The organism is Actinophytocola sp. (genome assembly GCF_049647105.1).
Classification (GTDB): domain Bacteria; phylum Actinomycetota; class Actinomycetes; order Mycobacteriales; family Pseudonocardiaceae; genus Actinophytocola.
The window spans coordinates 1-15967 of sequence record NZ_JBARWZ010000020.1 but is presented as its reverse complement, the minus strand read 5'-3'; the positions used below and the strand labels follow the sequence as shown (position 1 = coordinate 15967).

Annotated in this window: 15 protein-coding genes and 1 pseudogene; 5 read left to right on the top strand and 11 right to left on the bottom strand. The window is 69.7% G+C overall.

What is annotated here, in order from left to right; translation table 11 throughout:
* The 3 genes and pseudogenes from WBA97_RS02955 to WBA97_RS02945 form a co-directional block, all read right to left on the bottom strand.
* Positions 1–389, bottom strand: a pseudogene (locus WBA97_RS02955) (hypothetical protein); the annotation flags it as partial.
* Positions 386–994, bottom strand: a complete 609-nt coding sequence (locus WBA97_RS02950; RefSeq protein ID WP_424229090.1) for an ABC transporter ATP-binding protein — start codon at positions 992–994, stop codon at positions 386–388. The pseudogene WBA97_RS02955 and the gene WBA97_RS02950, both read right to left, overlap by 4 nt.
* Positions 991–1614, bottom strand: a complete 624-nt coding sequence (locus WBA97_RS02945) for a hypothetical protein (protein ID WP_424229089.1) — start codon at positions 1612–1614, stop codon at positions 991–993. The genes WBA97_RS02950 and WBA97_RS02945 overlap by 4 nt, the downstream gene beginning before the upstream one ends.
* A gap of 257 nt (positions 1615–1871) precedes the next feature.
* Here WBA97_RS02945 and WBA97_RS02940 point away from each other — a divergent pair, with 257 nt between their 5' ends.
* The 4 genes from WBA97_RS02940 to WBA97_RS02925 are packed head-to-tail and all read left to right on the top strand — an operon-like array spanning position 1872 to position 4810.
* A complete protein-coding gene (locus WBA97_RS02940) occupies positions 1872–2261 on the top strand; it encodes a hypothetical protein (protein WP_424229088.1) in 390 nt (129 codons plus the stop codon).
* Positions 2262–2278: 17 nt separating this feature from the next.
* Positions 2279–2884 (top strand): DUF3558 domain-containing protein, encoded by a 606-nt coding sequence (locus WBA97_RS02935; RefSeq protein ID WP_424229087.1) that lies wholly within the window; start codon positions 2279–2281, stop codon positions 2882–2884.
* Between the two features lie 16 nt (positions 2885–2900).
* Complete coding sequence (locus WBA97_RS02930) at positions 2901–4091, top strand: hypothetical protein (RefSeq protein WP_424229086.1); 1191 nt, start codon at positions 2901–2903, stop codon at positions 4089–4091.
* A complete protein-coding gene (locus tag WBA97_RS02925; RefSeq protein WP_424229085.1) occupies positions 4088–4810 on the top strand; it encodes an ESX secretion-associated protein EspG in 723 nt (240 codons plus the stop codon). Before WBA97_RS02930 ends, WBA97_RS02925 begins: the two co-directional genes overlap by 4 nt.
* Here WBA97_RS02925 and WBA97_RS02920 read toward each other — a convergent pair.
* From WBA97_RS02920 to WBA97_RS02885, 8 genes are all read right to left on the bottom strand, one after another.
* Positions 4800–5591 (bottom strand): sugar phosphate isomerase/epimerase family protein, encoded by a 792-nt coding sequence (locus WBA97_RS02920; protein ID WP_424229084.1) that lies wholly within the window; start codon positions 5589–5591, stop codon positions 4800–4802. The two genes, WBA97_RS02925 and WBA97_RS02920, sit on opposite strands and share 11 nt — an antisense overlap.
* Complete coding sequence (locus WBA97_RS02915) at positions 5588–6733, bottom strand: dihydrodipicolinate synthase family protein (RefSeq protein ID WP_424229083.1); 1146 nt, start codon at positions 6731–6733, stop codon at positions 5588–5590. The genes WBA97_RS02920 and WBA97_RS02915 overlap by 4 nt, the downstream gene beginning before the upstream one ends.
* Positions 6734–6794: 61 nt before the next feature.
* A complete protein-coding gene (locus tag WBA97_RS02910) occupies positions 6795–7943 on the bottom strand; it encodes a Gfo/Idh/MocA family protein (RefSeq protein WP_424229082.1) in 1149 nt (382 codons plus the stop codon).
* Between the two features lie 19 nt (positions 7944–7962).
* Positions 7963–8748 (bottom strand): ABC transporter ATP-binding protein, encoded by a 786-nt coding sequence (locus tag WBA97_RS02905; protein ID WP_424229081.1) that lies wholly within the window; start codon positions 8746–8748, stop codon positions 7963–7965.
* On the bottom strand, positions 8745–9764 hold the full coding sequence (locus tag WBA97_RS02900) for an ABC transporter substrate-binding protein (protein WP_424229080.1): 1020 nt from the start codon (positions 9762–9764) through the stop codon (positions 8745–8747). Before WBA97_RS02900 ends, WBA97_RS02905 begins: the two co-directional genes overlap by 4 nt.
* A 12-nt stretch (positions 9765–9776) precedes the next feature.
* On the bottom strand, positions 9777–10658 hold the full coding sequence (locus WBA97_RS02895) for an ABC transporter permease (protein WP_424229079.1): 882 nt from the start codon (positions 10656–10658) through the stop codon (positions 9777–9779).
* Positions 10659–10691: 33 nt separating this feature from the next.
* Positions 10692–13838 (bottom strand): ThuA domain-containing protein, encoded by a 3147-nt coding sequence (locus tag WBA97_RS02890; RefSeq protein WP_424229078.1) that lies wholly within the window; start codon positions 13836–13838, stop codon positions 10692–10694.
* 92 nt (positions 13839–13930) lie between these two features.
* A complete protein-coding gene (locus tag WBA97_RS02885; protein WP_424229077.1) occupies positions 13931–14632 on the bottom strand; it encodes a cupin domain-containing protein in 702 nt (233 codons plus the stop codon).
* A gap of 148 nt (positions 14633–14780) precedes the next feature.
* Between WBA97_RS02885 and WBA97_RS02880 the strand changes: the two genes are divergently transcribed.
* The gene (locus tag WBA97_RS02880) at positions 14781–15797 is read left to right on the top strand and encodes a LacI family DNA-binding transcriptional regulator (RefSeq protein WP_424229076.1); all 1017 of its coding nucleotides are present in this window, start codon (positions 14781–14783) and stop codon (positions 15795–15797) included.
* The last annotated feature ends 170 nt before the right edge of the window (positions 15798–15967 follow it).

Below are 15967 nucleotides of genomic sequence, written 5' to 3'. Positions count from 1 at the left end.
GCTCCCGCCAGTACCGCCGCGCCGGCGAGCACCCACGTCAGCGGGGCGGCGACCACCGCGGCCAGCACCGCCAGGACGTACGCCAGCACGAGGTGCCGGCCCACCCAGTGCCCGATGAGTCGTTGTGTCACGAGTGTCGCCCGATCGTTGTCGGCGAAGTCACGCCACGTCAGATCGGCCGGGTCGCGCCACACGAAGGAGCGCTGCAGGAGCGACCACCAGGTGACGGCCGTGATCACCAGCAGCAACCCCAGCGGGTCCAACCCGGCACCGAGCTCGGCACGCAGCTTGTCGAGGCGGAAGAACGCCATCGTGAGCACGCCGACAGCCAGGAAAGCGCCGAGGGTGCGCTCGTCGCCGGACAGCCACCGGCGGGCCAGCGTCCTCACCCGAGGCGCACCACGTGGTCGGCGAGGTCGAGCAGCGGCGGGTGGTGCGTGGCCATGACCACGGCACGCCCCTGGTCCCGCTCCTGGTCGAGGAGGTCCGCCAGCCACGCCTTGCCCTGCACGTCCAGCGCCCGCTCCGGCTCGTCGAGCAGCAGCACCTCGTGCGGCCGGGCCACCGCGCCGAGCAGCAGCAGGCGGCGGCGCTGCCCCGCGGACAGGTAGTAGGCGTGCACGTCGGCGCGTTCGGCGAGGCCTGCCGCCGCGAGCCACTCGTCCGGGTCGCCTGCGTCGTCGCCGAACGAGGTGAGCAGCAGTTCCAGGTGCTGCCGGGGCGTCAGCTCGACGAACAGCTCCGAGTCGTCCAGCAGCACCGCGACCTTCCCCCGGAAGGCGGCATCGCGTTCGTCGGGTGGCTGGCCCGCGACCTCGATCGTGCCCTCGGTCGGCGTGCGGGCGCCGTAGAGGAGGTGCAGGATCGTCGACTTGCCGCTCCCGTTGTGCCCGGCCAGCACCAGGGACTCACCCGCGCCGACGGCCAGGTCGAGGTCGCGGAACAGCCAGAGGTCGCTGACGTGCATGCCGAGCCCGGCGGCCGTGACCGTCACCGCGGCGGGTAGCCGTACGGGCCGTCGAGCAGGTCGGGCCGGTACATGCGCAGCCACTGCCCCATGGCGCCCTGCAGCCAGTTCGGGTCGATGCCGCTCAGCGGGATGGCCACCTCGGACCTGCCGTCGTGCGGGTTCACCGACGCCGCGGCCACGTTGTACCGCATCCAGGCGGGGGCGTTCTGCGGGATCACCCGGTGCCCCCAGCCGATGATGCCCTGCGTGCGCACCGCACCGGCGCCGACCCGCACGCCACCTGCCGCGCCGATCGCGGTCGGGTTCACCATCTGGCTCCTGACCTCGCCGATCCGCGTGATGTCCGGCCAGTTGAGACGGATGTGGTAGCCGAGCGTGTCGCTCAGTTCCACGCCGTACTCGGAGAAGCGGACGACCGTGCCTTGCCTCATCCGCTCGAACTTCTTGTACAGGACACCGACCAGCGCCCCGGTGCCGATCACCGCGGCGATGACCCCGCCGAGCAGACCGGCGAAGACCGAACCGAGCATCAGCATGACCACCGCGAAGAAGATCAACAAGAGCACGAACGGCAGCGCCATCCTGCCGAAGCCGCCGCCCGCCATCCGGAACTCGCGCGGGAGCGCCTGGTTGGGGTAGCTCACCCCGTGAGGATGCCATGACCACCAAAAGAGGCCGTTTTTGGCAATGGATCAACTACCCATGGTAGAGCACTCGCGCTGAAAACCACCCTATTGGCGGATTTCTAATCATCAATTCAATCGAATTGACTGCGGAGCGCAAACAAAGGCTGCGCCAGCTGATTGACAAACTGACAGTTTGACGACAAACCGCTACGAATAATCGATGTCAACGCTACGCTGGCGAACGAGTTTCACGATATTCCGGCTGGGGGAAGACCATGGATCTCGAGGGCGACAGTCCCGCGCCACGACCGCCTTCGCCACCGGTACAAGAGGTACCACAGAGCCTGCACGTCACGCCAGAGAACGTCGTGACCCTGGCGGCGACGTTCCGGGGCTGCGCGGACCGTCTGGAGGGGCAGCTGCAACACCTGGAGTCCGACCTGACGCTGTACCGAGCGTGGATGGACGACCCGGTCAGCGAATGGGCCCAACGACAGTTCAACGAATACTTCGTCCAAAGCGAACACGCATTCGTCCACATTGTTCAATCCGAGTATCAGCAGCACAGGGTACGCCAGTACGGGCTCGTCGCCACCGCCCTACTCTATGGACTGACGGAGGAATTGATCGGCGCCGGTTTCACCGAAATCGAGGCGGGTCGGTGAATATCCGCATCATTGTCATGACCGTCGCGATAACGGCCACAATGGCCGGTTGTGCGGTGCGCAGCGGCGGTGATCCCAAGCCAGCCAGCACCAGCACGACCGAGACGAGTGACACGCGGTTCGCTGACCTTCTGCCGCCACGGCCCGACGAACTGAACCTGAGGAACGTCGACCCGTGCTCGGAGCTGCTCACCGAGCAGCAGCTCCGGGAACTCCGCTACGACCTCGGCTACGCTCGCCCGCCGCTGCCCGACCACAGCGACATCCATGGTGGCGACGACTGCACGTTCTCCTCCACCGGCAGCGCGGGCGGCGTCGGCCGCAACCTCCGCACACTGGTGGGCATCTCCACCACCGAGGGGGCCTTGGCCTGGGTCACCGACCCGCACAGGGCACCGGAGACCCGGCCGGTGGTCGTCACCGTCGACCGGTACTCCGCGCTCGTCCTGCCCCACCCGCTGCTGCCCGACAACTGTCTCGTCGTGGTCGACACCGCCGAGGGCCAGTACCTGGAGGTGTGGGTCAGTCCAGCCTTGGGCGAGGAGACCAGTGTCGCCCCGTACTGCTCGGAAGCCGAACGGGTCGCGAGCATGGCCATCCAGACCATCTCAGCGTCCAGATGACATGGGGGAAGAGATCGTGGGTGAACCTGACGTGCGGTGGGATGGCGTGTCCCACAGGAAGATCGTCGCCTGGACCCAGCACGGCTTCGGGGCGGCGCTGACCGAACGGCTCGAGAAGCGGCTCGCCGCCGTCGCCGAAGCTCTCGACGAGAACTCGGATGACGTGAACGCCACCCTCCAGCGGGTCAACGGCGGGGAGTGGACCGGTAGCGCGGCGAAGGCGGCCGCCGCGGCGATGCAGGTGGTGCGGGACTTCGATGACATCATGGGGCACCACGGCAGGATGAACGTCCTCGCCGCGTTCGGGCAGTCGGACAACGCCACATGGGCCAAGGCCAACGTCCCGCCCTATGTGGACGTGCGAGCCGAGCAGATGCCGACGGGCACCCCGCTCGACGCGATCAACGCCACCGCCGACCACCAGCACCAGCAGCAGGCGGCCAAGAACGCGGAGGAGCGGGCCCGGCAGGTGATGCGGGAGTACCAGCTGATGACCACCACCCGGATCGCCTCGCTGCCCGCGCTGGTCCCCGCACCTCAGGTCGCGGTCGCCACCAGCGACGGCATCACCATCCCGCCCGGCGGTCCGGGGGACGGCACGCCCGGTGGCAGTCAGGTCGCGCCACGCGTCGCCGGACCCGAAGCAGCGTCCAAAGCCGGGCCCAAAGCCGGGCCACGACCCGACGACCGGCCGCCGCAGAGTCCGCCGTCCGGCGGCGCCGACGTGCCGACGACGCCGCCCTCGGGGACGACCGGGCCCTCGTCGGCCACTCCCGGCCGTGCCCCGTCGACGAACGGGGGTGAACCGACCCGGGCCGCGTCCACCGGCGGCACGGCTCCTCCGCCGGGCGCGGACGTGGTCCGCAGGCCACTGCCCGGCAACGGGCAGCCAGGCGGTCCCCGCGACGGTCGACCCGGCGGTGGCTCCGGCGGTGGCACTGTCGGGGGCCACCCGGGCGAGCGGGCCCTTCGGGCGAGCGGGCGCGGCGGGGTCACCGAGGTACTGGGCCAGGCCCCGCGAGGTGGTCCGGTCGGGGGTGTGCCGAATGGGGCCGCCAAGGCCGATGACGACAAGGAACGCCGGGGCAAGTACGCGGTGCCCGGATCGGAGATCTTCGAACCCGACAACGACGACGGCCTGCTGCACGACCCCTTCCGGCCCGGTTCCTACGTCGCGCCCGCGTCGATCGGTGACGACGACGAATGACCCGGTTCGACCTGTCCGCCGCCGAGCTCGACGTGATCTGGCGCGCTGCCGGGTTCGGCGCCCTGCCGCTGGTCATCGACGTTCCGTCGCCCGGCGCCACCCACGCCGAACGTGCCCTGCTCGAGCACCGGGTGTGGACGGACCTCGTCGCGCGCGGGCTGGCCGACGACCACGGGCGCGCGCACTGGCGGCTCATGAACCGGCTGGAGACCATCGCCGAGTGCGGTCGGTCCCTGCAGCTGAGGGTCTTCGGCGCCGACGCGGCCAGCGCGATCCTCGCCACCCGGGGGCGGCACAACGTGCTGGGCGTGCTCGGCGAGCGCTTCAGCCTCACCGCCGTGCCCGACACCGGGAGGACCGCCACCCTGGTGTCGCTGCTGCCGGAGAACCCTGCGGGGAAAGGACATTCGGTGAGCGTCGACACGGCCGTGTTCACCTCCGCCGCCGCCGATCCGGCCACCGCGCACGCCACATTGCGCAGGCACGGCGTCGGCACCGACGACGCCCGCACGCTCCTGTCCATGACCACCGGTGCCGTACGCGTCGCACAGCTCGTCGTGGAACACCGTGGCAGCAAGGTCGTCCGGTCCCGGCCGGTGTCCGTGATCGACACCGCGGCCGGGCGCTACCGCGTCATCCGCACCGTCACCGCGGCCGGTGACCATCTCACCGTCACGCCGACGACCACCGCCGCGCTGGCCGACGCGCTCACGTCATGACCGACTCGTACGCCGCGATCGTGTCCTTGAGGATCTCCTCGCCCGGCCGGTTCCACAGGTCCTGGTTGAAGACCTCCACCTCGATCGGGCGGTCGTAGCCCGTCGCGAGCACGGCTTCCACCAGCGGGGTGAAGTCGACGTGGCCCGAGCCCGGGAGGCCGCGGCCGACCAGCACGTCCTGGGGCAGCGGCACCACCCAGTCCGCCAGCTGGAAGCACGCGATCCGGTCGCCGTTGGCCCCGATCAGCGGGAGGACCTGCTCGTCCCACCACACGTGGTACGTGTCCAGCGTGATGCCCACCGCCTCGGCCGGGTACGGCTCGCACAGATCCAGTGCCCCGGACAGCGACGCGACCACGCTCCGGTCCGCGGTGAACATCGGGTGCATCGGTTCCACGGCAAGGGTCACCCCCACGTCCAGCGCATACGGGGCCAGCGCCGCCAAGCCCGCCGCCACCCGTCCGCGTGCGTCCGCCAGGGTCCGGCCGAACAGGCCGCCGCACACCAGCACCAGTGCCGGGGCCCCGAGCTCGGCGCACTCGTCCAGCGCGCGGCGGTTGTTGTCGAACCAGTCGTCGGCGCCGAAGAAACCGCCTCGGCACAACGAGGTCACGGTCAGGCCGGCGTCCCGTACCAGCGCCGCCGACCGCGCAAGGCCGTACTCCTCGACCGGCTCGCGCCACAGGCCCACATGCCGGACGCCTGCCCCCTCGCATCCCTTCACGACCTCCACCAGCGGCCAGTACTTGGCCGTCGCCTGGTTGAACGACAATGGCCTCACTGCGCGACTCCCGCCGTCGTGAAGAACGATCGTGCCCGTGCCGCCGCCAGGTCGGCGTGTGGCAGCAGGCCCACCTCGTCCGCCAGCACCAGCAGCTTCGCGAGATGCGCCACCGACCGGCCCGACTGCAGGCCACCCACCATCACGAAGTGGTCCTGGTGGCCGGAAAGCCAGGACAGGAACACGATTCCCGTCTTGTAGTACTGCGTTGGCGCGCCGAAAAGGTGGCGGGCCAGCGGCACCGTCGGGTCCAGCGTGGCGCGGAAACCGGCCGCGTCGCCGCGGTCCAGCTTGGGCAGTGCCGCACCGACCAGCGGCGCCAGCGCGGCGAACACCCCCAGCAACGCGTCCGAGTGGCCGTGCTCGTCACCCGCGATCAGGCTCGGGTAGTTGAAGTCGTCGCCGGTGTACATGCGGACGCCCGACGGGAGCTTGCGGCGCAGCTCGATCTCGAACGCGTCGTCCAGCAGTGACATCTTGACGCCGTCCACTGTGGACGCGTGATCCTTCAGCAGTGCCAGCACCGTGTCCGCGGCGACGTGGGGATCCGTCGAACCCCAGTAGCCCCTCAGCGCCGGATCGAACATGGGGCCGAGCCAGTGCAGCAACACCGGATCGTCCACTTCGGACAGCAGCGCGGAGTACACCGACACGTAGTCGTCCGGGCCCTTCGCGGCCGCGGCGAGGTGCCTGCTGCACATCAGCACCGGCACCGCGCCGGTCTCCAGCACGTCCGCGAGCTGTTCGCGGTACGCGTCCAGGACCTGCGGCACGGTCGCCGGGCCGTCGAGCTGGTCGGTGGCGACACCGGCCACGATCCGGCCGCCGACCGAGCGGGCCTCGGCCGCGCTGCGCCGCACCAGTTCGCGGACGGCCGGGTAGTCAAGGCCCATGCCGCGCTGCGCGGTGTCCATGGCCTCGGCGACGCCCAGCCCGTGGCGCCACAGGTGGTGCCGGAACCTCAGCGTCGCGTCCCAGTCGAGGGCCGCGGGGGCGCCGGGGGCGTTCTCGGCCAGCGGGTCCGCGACCACGTGTGCGGCCGCGTACGCGATCCGGCTGGTGGACGGGGACAACCCGGCATCGAAAGGAACACCGCCACGCAGCTCGTAGCGTTCCCCGCCCGGCAACACGATCGACGTCACGACGCCCCCTCGCAGGCTCCGTGGCGTCCTGAATATCGATGGTTCACTCCGCAAGCTCCGCTCACGACAACTCCGGGATCTCTATCCGCCTGCCCTCGGTCGCCGCCTTCAGGCCCAGCTCGGCGAGCTGCACGCCACGCGCGGCCGCCGCGAAGTCCCACTGGAACTCCTCGCCTGCCGCGACGTGGCGCAGGAACCGCTCCCACTGCACGCGGAAACCATTGTCGAAGTGCTCGTTGTCCGGCACCTCTGCCCAGTCGCCACGAGCGTCCACATTGGGCGGCGCGTCCGGGTTCCACACCGGCATCGGCGTGGCGGCCCTGGACTGGGCGCGACAGCGGCGCAGGCCGGCGACGGCGCTGCCGTGCGTACCGTCCACCTGGAACTCGACCAGCTCGTCCCGGAACACCCGGACGCACCATGACGAGTTGAACTGCGCGACGACACCGTCGTCCAGCTCGAAGATCGCGTACGCCGCGTCGTCGGCGGTGGCCGCGTACTCCTCGCCGTTCTCGTCCCAGCGCTTCGGGATGTGCGTGCGGATTGTCGCCTGCACCGCGCGGACCGGGCCGAACATGTTCTCCAGCACATAGTGCCAGTGCGGGAACATGTCCAGCACGACCCCGCCGCCGTCCTCGGCCCGGTAGTTCCACGACGGCCGTTGCGCGGCCTGCCAGTCGCCCTCGAACACCCAGTAGCCGAACTCGGCACGCACCGACAGCACGCGGCCGAAGAACCCGCCGTCCACGAGCCGCTTCAGCTTCCGCAGCCCGGGCAGGAAGATCTTGTCGGCCACCACACCATTGCGCACCCCAGCCGCCTCGGCGGCCCGCGCCAGGTCCTGGGCGCCCGCGAGGTCCATGGCGAGGGGCTTCTCGGTGTAGATGTGTTTGCCCGCCTCGATCGCCTGCCGGATCGCCTTCTCGCGCCGCTGGGTGGTGAGCGCGTCGAAGTAGATCTCGACGTCGTCGCGGGCGAGCGCGGCGTGCAGATCCGTTGTCCAGTCCGACAACCCGTGCCGCCCCGCGATCTCGGCGAGCTTGCGCTCGTTGCGGCCGACCAGCACCGGCTCCGGCCACAGCACCGTGCCGTCCGGCAGCGGGAGGCCGCCGTCGTCGCGGATGGCCAGGATCGAGCGGACCAGGTGCTGGCGGTAGCCCATGCGTCCGGTCACGCCGTTGAGCACGATGCCGATTGACCTTCGAGTCATGTCGATACTCCTGTTGAGACTAGTGCGACTCGTGCGCACCTAGCAGTTGGCGGATCTCGCGGGTGAGGGAACCGAACCGTGGGTCGGTCATCACCTGCGCGTAGTCCCGCTCCCTCGGCAGATCGACCTCGAGGGTCCGCATCAGCCTGCCCGGACGCGGGCTCATCACCTCCACCCGGGTCCCGAGGAACACGGCCTCCGCGATGGAGTGCGTGACCAGCAGGATCGTGGTGCCGGTCTCCCGCCAGATCTTGTTCAGCTCGGCGTTGAGCTGCTCTCTCGTGAGTGCGTCCAGCGCACCGAACGGCTCGTCCATGAGCAGCACCGGCGGCTCGTGCAGCAGCGCGCGGCACAGCGCCACCCGCTGCTGCATGCCACCGGACAGCTCGTGCGGCAACGCCTTCTCGAACCCCCGCAGCCCCGTCAGCTCGATCAGCTCGTCGGCCCGGCGGGCCGCCTTCGTCTTGTCGAGACCGCGGATCTCGGCCTGCAGCAGGATGTTCCTGCGCACCCCGCGCCATTCGAGCAGCGCGGCCCGCTGGAACGCGAACCCGATGTTGCGCTGGGGACCGGTGACCGCGTCCCCGAACAGCGACACGTTGCCCTCGCTCGGTTTCACCAGACCCGCGACCACCTTGAGCAGCGTGGACTTCCCGCACCCGGACGGGCCGACGATCGAGATGAACTCACCGGCCTCGACCCGCATGCTGACGTCGTCGAGTGCGGTGGTGGCGGACCGCTTGGAACGGAAGCGCACCGAGAGGTTCTGTACGTCGACGGCGGTACCGGCCATGACCGACGTCACGAGCCGTCACCCTTGGCGTGGCTGCCGTCCCAGTACTTCGACGGCTCGCCGGCGTCCTTGAGGCCCGCGTTGTCGGCCATGATGCCGATCGTGTCGGTCCACTGCTCCTCGGTGTTGACACCCGGCGCACCCGCGGTCTCCAGCTGCAGCAACGGTTCCGCGAGCTTGAGCTGCTTGACGAGGACCTCCTCCGGCGGCTCGTTCTCCGCCAGGTCGACCATCGCCTTCGCGGCCGCCTCCGGGTTCTTCACGGCCTCGGCCCACGACTTCTGGGTGGCCCGCACGAACTTGCCGACGAGCTCCTTCTGCGAGGACAGCGTCTCGTCGCTGACCACGATGCCCAGCCCCATCAGGTTGAGACCGGAGTCGGCGAACAGCAGGTGGTCGACCTGCTTGCCGGTGCGGGCCTCGATGGTCGGGCCCTGGTCATGGAAGAAGCCCATGATCGCGTCGACCTGGCCCTCGGCGAGCTGTGCGATCTTGTTGGCGGCGTCCATGTTCACGACGGTGACGTCGGAGGGCGCCATGCCGTTCGCGGCCAGCAGCGCGGGGAACGTCGCGTACATCGCGTCACCCGGGGTGCCGCCGACGCGCTTGCCCTTGAGGTCCTTGATGGACTTGAAACCCTTGTCCGCCAGGAACTCGACGGACGCCGGGCCCTTCTGCAGGAAGACCCCGACGCTCTTCACCTCCATGCCGGAGGTGATCGCGTTGAGCAGCGGCGGCGTGTCTGCCCAGCCGAACATGGTCTGGCCCTGCGCGACGGCCTTGATCGTGTTGCCGGAACCGCTGCCCGGCTCGATCTTCAGGTCGATGCCCTCCTCGGCGTAGAAACCCTCCTGGATGCCGTAGAAGAAGGGGGCGTGCTCGCCGTAGGGCACCCAGTTGAGGGTGAAGGTGACCTCGGTGGCGTCGGCGGGCGCCTCCGTGGCCCCGGAGTCGTTGTTGTCCTGCCCGCTCGGTGCGCAGGCGGCCAGCAGGGCCACCGCGGCGATGCCGGTGAGTAAACGCTTCATTGGGTTTGCCTCTCAGGAAGTAGTGAGCGGGGTGGCGGACCGGCGGCTGGCGTGCCACGGGATGAGCAGCGACTCCAGCACCTCGACGATCACGAACAGGAGGATGCCGATGAGCGACATGAGGATCAGAGCGGCGAACAACAGGGGCGCGTCGAGGTTGCCGTTGGCGATCATCAGCTGGTAACCGAGGCCTTCGCTGGCGCCGACGAACTCGCCGACCACAGCACCGACCACGGCAAGCGTCACCGCGACCTTCTCGCCCGCCATGAGGTGCGGCAGTGCGTTCGGGAAACGGATCTTGCGGAACGTCTGCCACCGGCTCGCGCCCATGGTGGCGGACAGCTCCAGCAACTCGGGATCGGTCGACCGGAGGCCTGCGACCCCCGAGACGACCACCGGGAAGAACGCGATCAGCACCGCCAGGATGATCTTCGGGGCGAGGTCGTTGCCGAACCACACCACGATCAGCGGCGCGATCGCGATCTTCGGGATCACCTGTGCGAACAGGACGATCGGGTAGAGCGTGCGCTCCAGCGTCCTCGAGTACGCGATCGCCACGGCGGTCGCGAGGCCGAGCACGCTCGCCAGCAGGAAGCCGACCACCGTCTCGTACAACGTGACGTAGGAGTGGTACATCAGGGACGACCAGTCCTGCATCGTCCGCTCCCACACCTGACCCGGCGTGGGCACGAGATAGTTCGCGACCCAGCCCTGCGCGGTCACCACCCACCACGCCACGAAGATCAGCGCGAGCAGCACGGCGGGCCGCCAGATCGCGTCGGCCAGACGCACCAGTTTCGTGCCGAAGCCGCTGCGCGGAGCGGATTCCCGCGCCGGGGCCGGGGGCGCCGGATCAGCCCGGGTCTCGTTGGTCGTCTCGTTGGCCACTGTCATCATTCCTCCACGTTCTGTCGCTCCGCAGCTCCGCTAAGACGCCGTCTTCCCTCCTGCGCGCGGAGGCCCCGGGCTCGTTCCTCGCCGGGCCTCCGTGCTCGTCAGTCCAGACGGCGCCCGCTCCGCTGCTTCGCTCCGCGAGCCGAACTCGAACCAGTCCACGTTGAACAGGTCGCCGGTCGCGCCGGAATTCCTTGCCACCAGGAACAACTCGTGCGTGCTCCCGGGGTCGATGACCGGGGCGGTCACCTCGGTCCACGTCTGGCCGCCGCCGGTCACCGGCACCGCGACCGAGCCGAGCAGCGGACCGTCCGCCGCGCCGAACCGGACCTCGATGGTCCCGCCGTTGGCACCGCTCGCCACCCGGAACCTCAGGCTGCCCACGTTCCTCAGGTTCACCGGCGCGACGGACAGCCAGTCACCGTTCGAGAAACCCGAGACCAGGCCGCCACCCCCGTCGTTGCGGGTCACGCGGACGCCGCTGGACCGGTCGTAGTGCTCGGCCTCCTTGCGGCGCGGCTGCAACGTCACGCTGTCGCGGCCGGTCAGCCGCGGGCGGCCGGTGTCGGTGTAGCTCGCGTCGAGGACGTAGGTAAGGTCGTCGGCCGCGGTGTGCCCCGAGGGGATCGCCGGCACCAACTCCCCTTTACAGCCCCGGTTCTGGCTCACCGCGTGCACCTGGCGCGCGTGCCAGGCGCCGCCCTTGGTGAGTGGCTCGGCGCAGTCGACGCCGCCGTCCGCGTCGGTCACGGTGAGCTGGTAGGGAATCGGCACGCCCCAGTCGAAGACCTCGCCGTCTAGCGGCGAGCGCAGCGTCACCTTCGGCGCCGTGTTGCCGACGGTCACCTTGACGTTGACCGGTTCCCGGCGGCCGGTCGGATCGGTGACGATCAGCCGTGCCTGGTGCGTGCCGTTCCCGGTGAACGTGTGGACCGGGTTCGCAGCACGCGAGTCGATCGTGCCGTCGCCGTCGAAGTCCCACTCGTGGGTGAGGGCCTGGCCGTCGGGGTCGGTCGACCGGTCGGTGAACCGGACGGTCAGCGGTGCCCTACCGGACGACGGGCTCGCGGCGGCCTTCGCGACCGGCGCGCGCTCACCTGGCCGGACGTAGTCGATGCGGTAGATGCCCGAGTCCCAGTTGGGGTCGCCGCGGCCAGAGCCGCCGTAGTTGGTGCCCCATTCGATGACGTACAGCGAACCGTCCGGCCCGAACTCCATGTCGATCGGTCGCAGGAAACCGCCACGCGGCAGGAACCCGTTGAGGGACACGGCTTTCCCGTTGTCGTCCTCCTTCACCTCGAACATCGCGTTGCGGGTCCAGTCGGCGATGATCGTGGTGTCGTCGTAGTACTCGGGGAACTTCGTCTCCGACTCCAGCTCCGCGTCGTAGTGGTAGGTCGGGCCGCCGACCGCGAGGCGGCCGCCCGTGCCCAGCTCGGGCCACTCGTCGGACACGCGGTACGGGTAGGGCAGCCACGCGGGCTGTGCGGGCGGCAGCTTCGTCAGGCCAGTGTTGTTGGGCGAGTTGTTGACAGGGCCACCCGCGCAGTCGTAGGGCTGGCCGGATGCGCCGGTCGTGAAGTCGTACTCGACGTACGCGCGGTTGTGGCCGATGCACAGCGGCCAGCCGAAGTTGCCCGCCTCCTTGGCGACGTTGAACTCGTCGTAGCCCATGGGGCCACGCGCCGGGTTGTCGTTCTGCGCGTCCGGGCCGACCTCGCCCCAGTACACCCAGTCTGTCTCCGGGTCGATGTGCAGGCGATACGGGTTGCGCAGGCCCATCACCCAGATCTCGGGGCGGGTCTTGCCCGTGCCCGGCGCGAACAGGTTGCCATCGGGGATCGTGTATGTGCCGTCCGCCTCCGGGTGGATGCGGAGGATCTTGCCGCGCAGGTCGTTGGTGTTCGCGGACGTGCCCTGCGCGTCCTGGTTCTGGCGGCCGGCGCGCTCGTCGATCGGCGCGAAGCCCTCACAGCACGGGTCGACGTTGTCGCCGGTCGACAGGTACAGGTTGCCGGCGCGGTCGAACGCCATGCCGCCGCCCTCGTGGGCGTTGATCTCGCGCTGGGAGAAGAACTCCAGCAGGACCTTCTCGTCGCGGATCGTGTTCGTGAACTCGTCGAACCGGACGCGCGAGAGGCGGTTCACCGCCTTGGTGCGTGGCGAGTAGTAGACGTAGAGGTAGCCGTTGTCCTCGAAGTGCGGGTCGAGGACGAGGCCGTGCATGCCGTGGGTGTGGAGGACGAACGCGTCGAACTTGCCCGCCTCGTGGCTGTAGCCCTTCTTCGGGTCGTACACACCAAGCTGCCCGCCGCGCTGGAGGTAGAACACGCGGCCGCTGTTGTCGATCTCCATGGCGAGCGGATCGTCGGTGTCGCCATCGAGGAGGGTCTTGGTGTAGCGGTCGTCCTCGGTGGCGCCGCAGTCGCCGGGGACCGCGCCCGCGGCCCACTCGATGCCGCCGAGGAGGTGGGAGCGGAACGCGGCATCGCGGTAGTCGGCGGCGTCGTGGCCGAGGCCGGTGTACCAGGAGCGGCCGCCCTCGAAGTTCTGGCACCACGCGATGGGGTGGTCGGCGCCCATGGTGTGGCCGGTGTAGCTGCGGGTGTCGTAGCTCGCGAGCACGTGGACGCTGCCGCGCGGGTTGCCGAGGAAGTCGTAGGGCTCCTCGGTGCGTGCCCAGATCCGCGGCAGGTCCCTGGTCGACGGGTGCGCGCGGTCGTCGACCTGGACCTTCAGTGGCTGGATCGCGGGGTGCTTGTCGAAGAAGGCACCCATGAGCGAGCCGTACCAGGCCCAGTCGTACTCGGTGCCGCTCGCGGCGTGGATGCCCGCGTAGCCGCCACCCGCCCTGATGTAGCGCTCGAAGGCCGCGCGCTGGCTCGCGTCGAGGATGGCGCCGTCGCGGCCGTTGGTGTTGTTGAAGACCACCGCGTCGAACCGCGCGAGGCCGGTGTCGGTGAACAGGGTCGCGTCGTCGGAGACGACGGCCTCGAAGCCGTGCTCGGCGCCAAGCTCGGTGATCGCCTGCCGGCCGGCCGGGATGGAGTCGTGGTAGTAGCCGTTGACCTTGGAGAAGACGAGCACGGTGAAGCGGGGTGCGGCAGCCGCGGCCGGGGCCACGACGATGCCGAGCACCAGGGCCGTCACCAACGCGATGACATGGGACCGGTTGCGCACGGAAGTCCTCCCGCGGGGGGCACACTGGCAGGCAAGCGCTTTCCTAGGATGCTATTTGTCCGAACCGGCGAGAGGCAAGGGCTTTCCCGCTATCAGTCGTAACGGTATGTGTTCAGGAGCCCGCACATGCCCAGGCGGCCCACCTCGTCCGGCCCCGGTCTGCTGCTCACGCGGGATTCACGCAGGTGAGCGGGATCGTTGTCGATCAAGGCGGCGATCTGGCGGCCGGTCCGCGCCGCGGCCTCGTGGGCGCCCTGCTCCCAGCGCTTGCGCCAGTCGTCCAGCAGCGGCTGCTTCAGCTTCATGGCCGCCTCGTAGAACTCGGTGAGCGCGTCCGCGTCGCGCAGGTCGTGGAAGCCCTGGACGGCGAGGTCTCGGCGGTGGTAGGCGGTGGTGATGTCGGCGCCGGGGGCGCCGCCGTCCGGGAGGGCCGCCGCCTCGGCGTAGCGGCCGGGGTCGCGGACGACGTCGAGTGGGAAGGTGAGCACGGCGTCCCCCGCCTCGGGGAGGCCGGTGTTGCTCATCAGCACGATGATCTCCAGGCCGCCGTCGTTGACCAGGCGGTGGATGGTGCCGGGGGTGAACCACAGGACCGTGCCGGGCCGGAGGTCGTGCTCGGCGAACCCGTCCTGACCCGAAAGGGTCTGGACCTTTCCGGTGCCCGCGATGACGACGTACGCCTCCGTGCAGCAGAGGTGGAGGTGCGGGGTGCCGCCGGGGAGGCCGTCGGGGGTGACGGTGTCGTATACGCAGAGTTTCGAGACGCCTACCGCGCCGGGTAGTTGATCACGCATCGGTACCCCTCGGCGTGGCGGCCTTGCTGTCGCGGGGCCGCGCAATGGACACTGGCGGTAATCACGCCTCCAGGCGCAGGGAAAGGCCTTTCCTTGTAGTCTGACGCTAGGCGGGCAGGGTAATTGGTGTCAACGGCGGAGGTCTGGCATGGCGACGCTTGCCGATGTCGCGCGTAAAGCCGGGGTTTCCGCCGCGACCGTGTCACGGATCGTGAACGGCAGCCCCAAGATCGTGTCGGAGGAGCTGCGCGAGCGGGTGCTCCGCGTGGTGCAGGAACTGCAGTACGTGCCGAACGCGCACGCGCAGCTGCTGGCCCGCTCCCACCGGACGACGGTCGGCGTGATCGTGCACGACGTGTCGGACCCGTACTTCGCGGAGATCACGCGTGGTCTGCAGCGGGTGGCGTCCGAGCAGGGGCGCCTTGTGATCATCTGCAACTCGTACCGTGATCCCGACCGCGAGCTGGAGTACGTGGAGCTGCTGCGTGCCCACCAGGTGGAGGCCATCATCCTGGCCGGTTCGGGCTACCACGACCCGGCGTTCACGAAGTCGCTGAACGCGAAGCTGTCGGCGTACATGTCGACCGGCGGCCGCGTGTCGGTGGTCGGCCGCCACAAGCTCGCGGGCGACGCGGTGATGCCGGCGAACGAGGAGGGCGGCTACCTGATCGGGGCGGCCGTCTTCGAAGCGGGGCACAAACACGTTGGCGTGGTAGCGGCACCCAGGCAGCTGACCACGACTACGGACCGCCTCGCGGGCCTGCGCCGAGCGGCCCGCGAACACCGCCGCTCCCTGCCGTCGAAGCGAATCGCCTACGCGGAGTTCGACCGCGACGGCGGCGCGGCGGCCACCGACGCCCTGCTGGACGCGGACCCGAGGCTGACGGCGATAGTCGCGCTGAACGACTCGATGGCGATCGGCGCACTGTCGGCCCTACGCGACCGCGGCCTGTCGGTCCCGGCCGACGTGTCAGTGGTGGGCTTCGACGATATGCCCATCGCCCGCGACGTGACCCCGCCGCTGACCACGGTCCGCCTGCCCCTGGTGGAGATCGGCGCCCGAGCGATCACGCTGGCACTGGACACCCCCCAGCCCTCACCCCGCGTCGAAGAGGTGGCGGCCTCGGTCATCCACCGCGAGTCCCTGGCCCAACCCCGGGACTAACCCCGCGAGTCCACGGTTCAGAACCCGCGAGTCCACGGTTGGGGACCCGCGAGTCCACGGTTCAGAACCCGCGAGTCCACGGTTCAGAACCCGCGAGTCCACGGTTCGGGACCGATGAGTTTGCGGTTGGGAACCAGCGAGTTGGCGATTCGCGACGCGGGGATCACACC

Coding starts and splice junctions, on each gene's coding strand:
- WBA97_RS02940 (WP_424229088.1), top strand. CDS start 1,872: ATGGATCTCGAGGGCGACAGTCCCGCGCCACGACCGCCTTCGCCACCG.
- WBA97_RS02935 (WP_424229087.1), top strand. CDS start 2,279: ATGACCGTCGCGATAACGGCCACAATGGCCGGTTGTGCGGTGCGCAGC.
- WBA97_RS02925 (WP_424229085.1), top strand. CDS start 4,088: ATGACCCGGTTCGACCTGTCCGCCGCCGAGCTCGACGTGATCTGGCGC.
- WBA97_RS02910 (WP_424229082.1), bottom strand. CDS start 7,943: ATGACTCGAAGGTCAATCGGCATCGTGCTCAACGGCGTGACCGGACGC.
- WBA97_RS02900 (WP_424229080.1), bottom strand. CDS start 9,764: ATGAAGCGTTTACTCACCGGCATCGCCGCGGTGGCCCTGCTGGCCGCC.
- WBA97_RS02895 (WP_424229079.1), bottom strand. CDS start 10,658: ATGACAGTGGCCAACGAGACGACCAACGAGACCCGGGCTGATCCGGCG.
- WBA97_RS02885 (WP_424229077.1), bottom strand. CDS start 14,632: ATGCGTGATCAACTACCCGGCGCGGTAGGCGTCTCGAAACTCTGCGTA.
- WBA97_RS02880 (WP_424229076.1), top strand. CDS start 14,781: ATGGCGACGCTTGCCGATGTCGCGCGTAAAGCCGGGGTTTCCGCCGCG.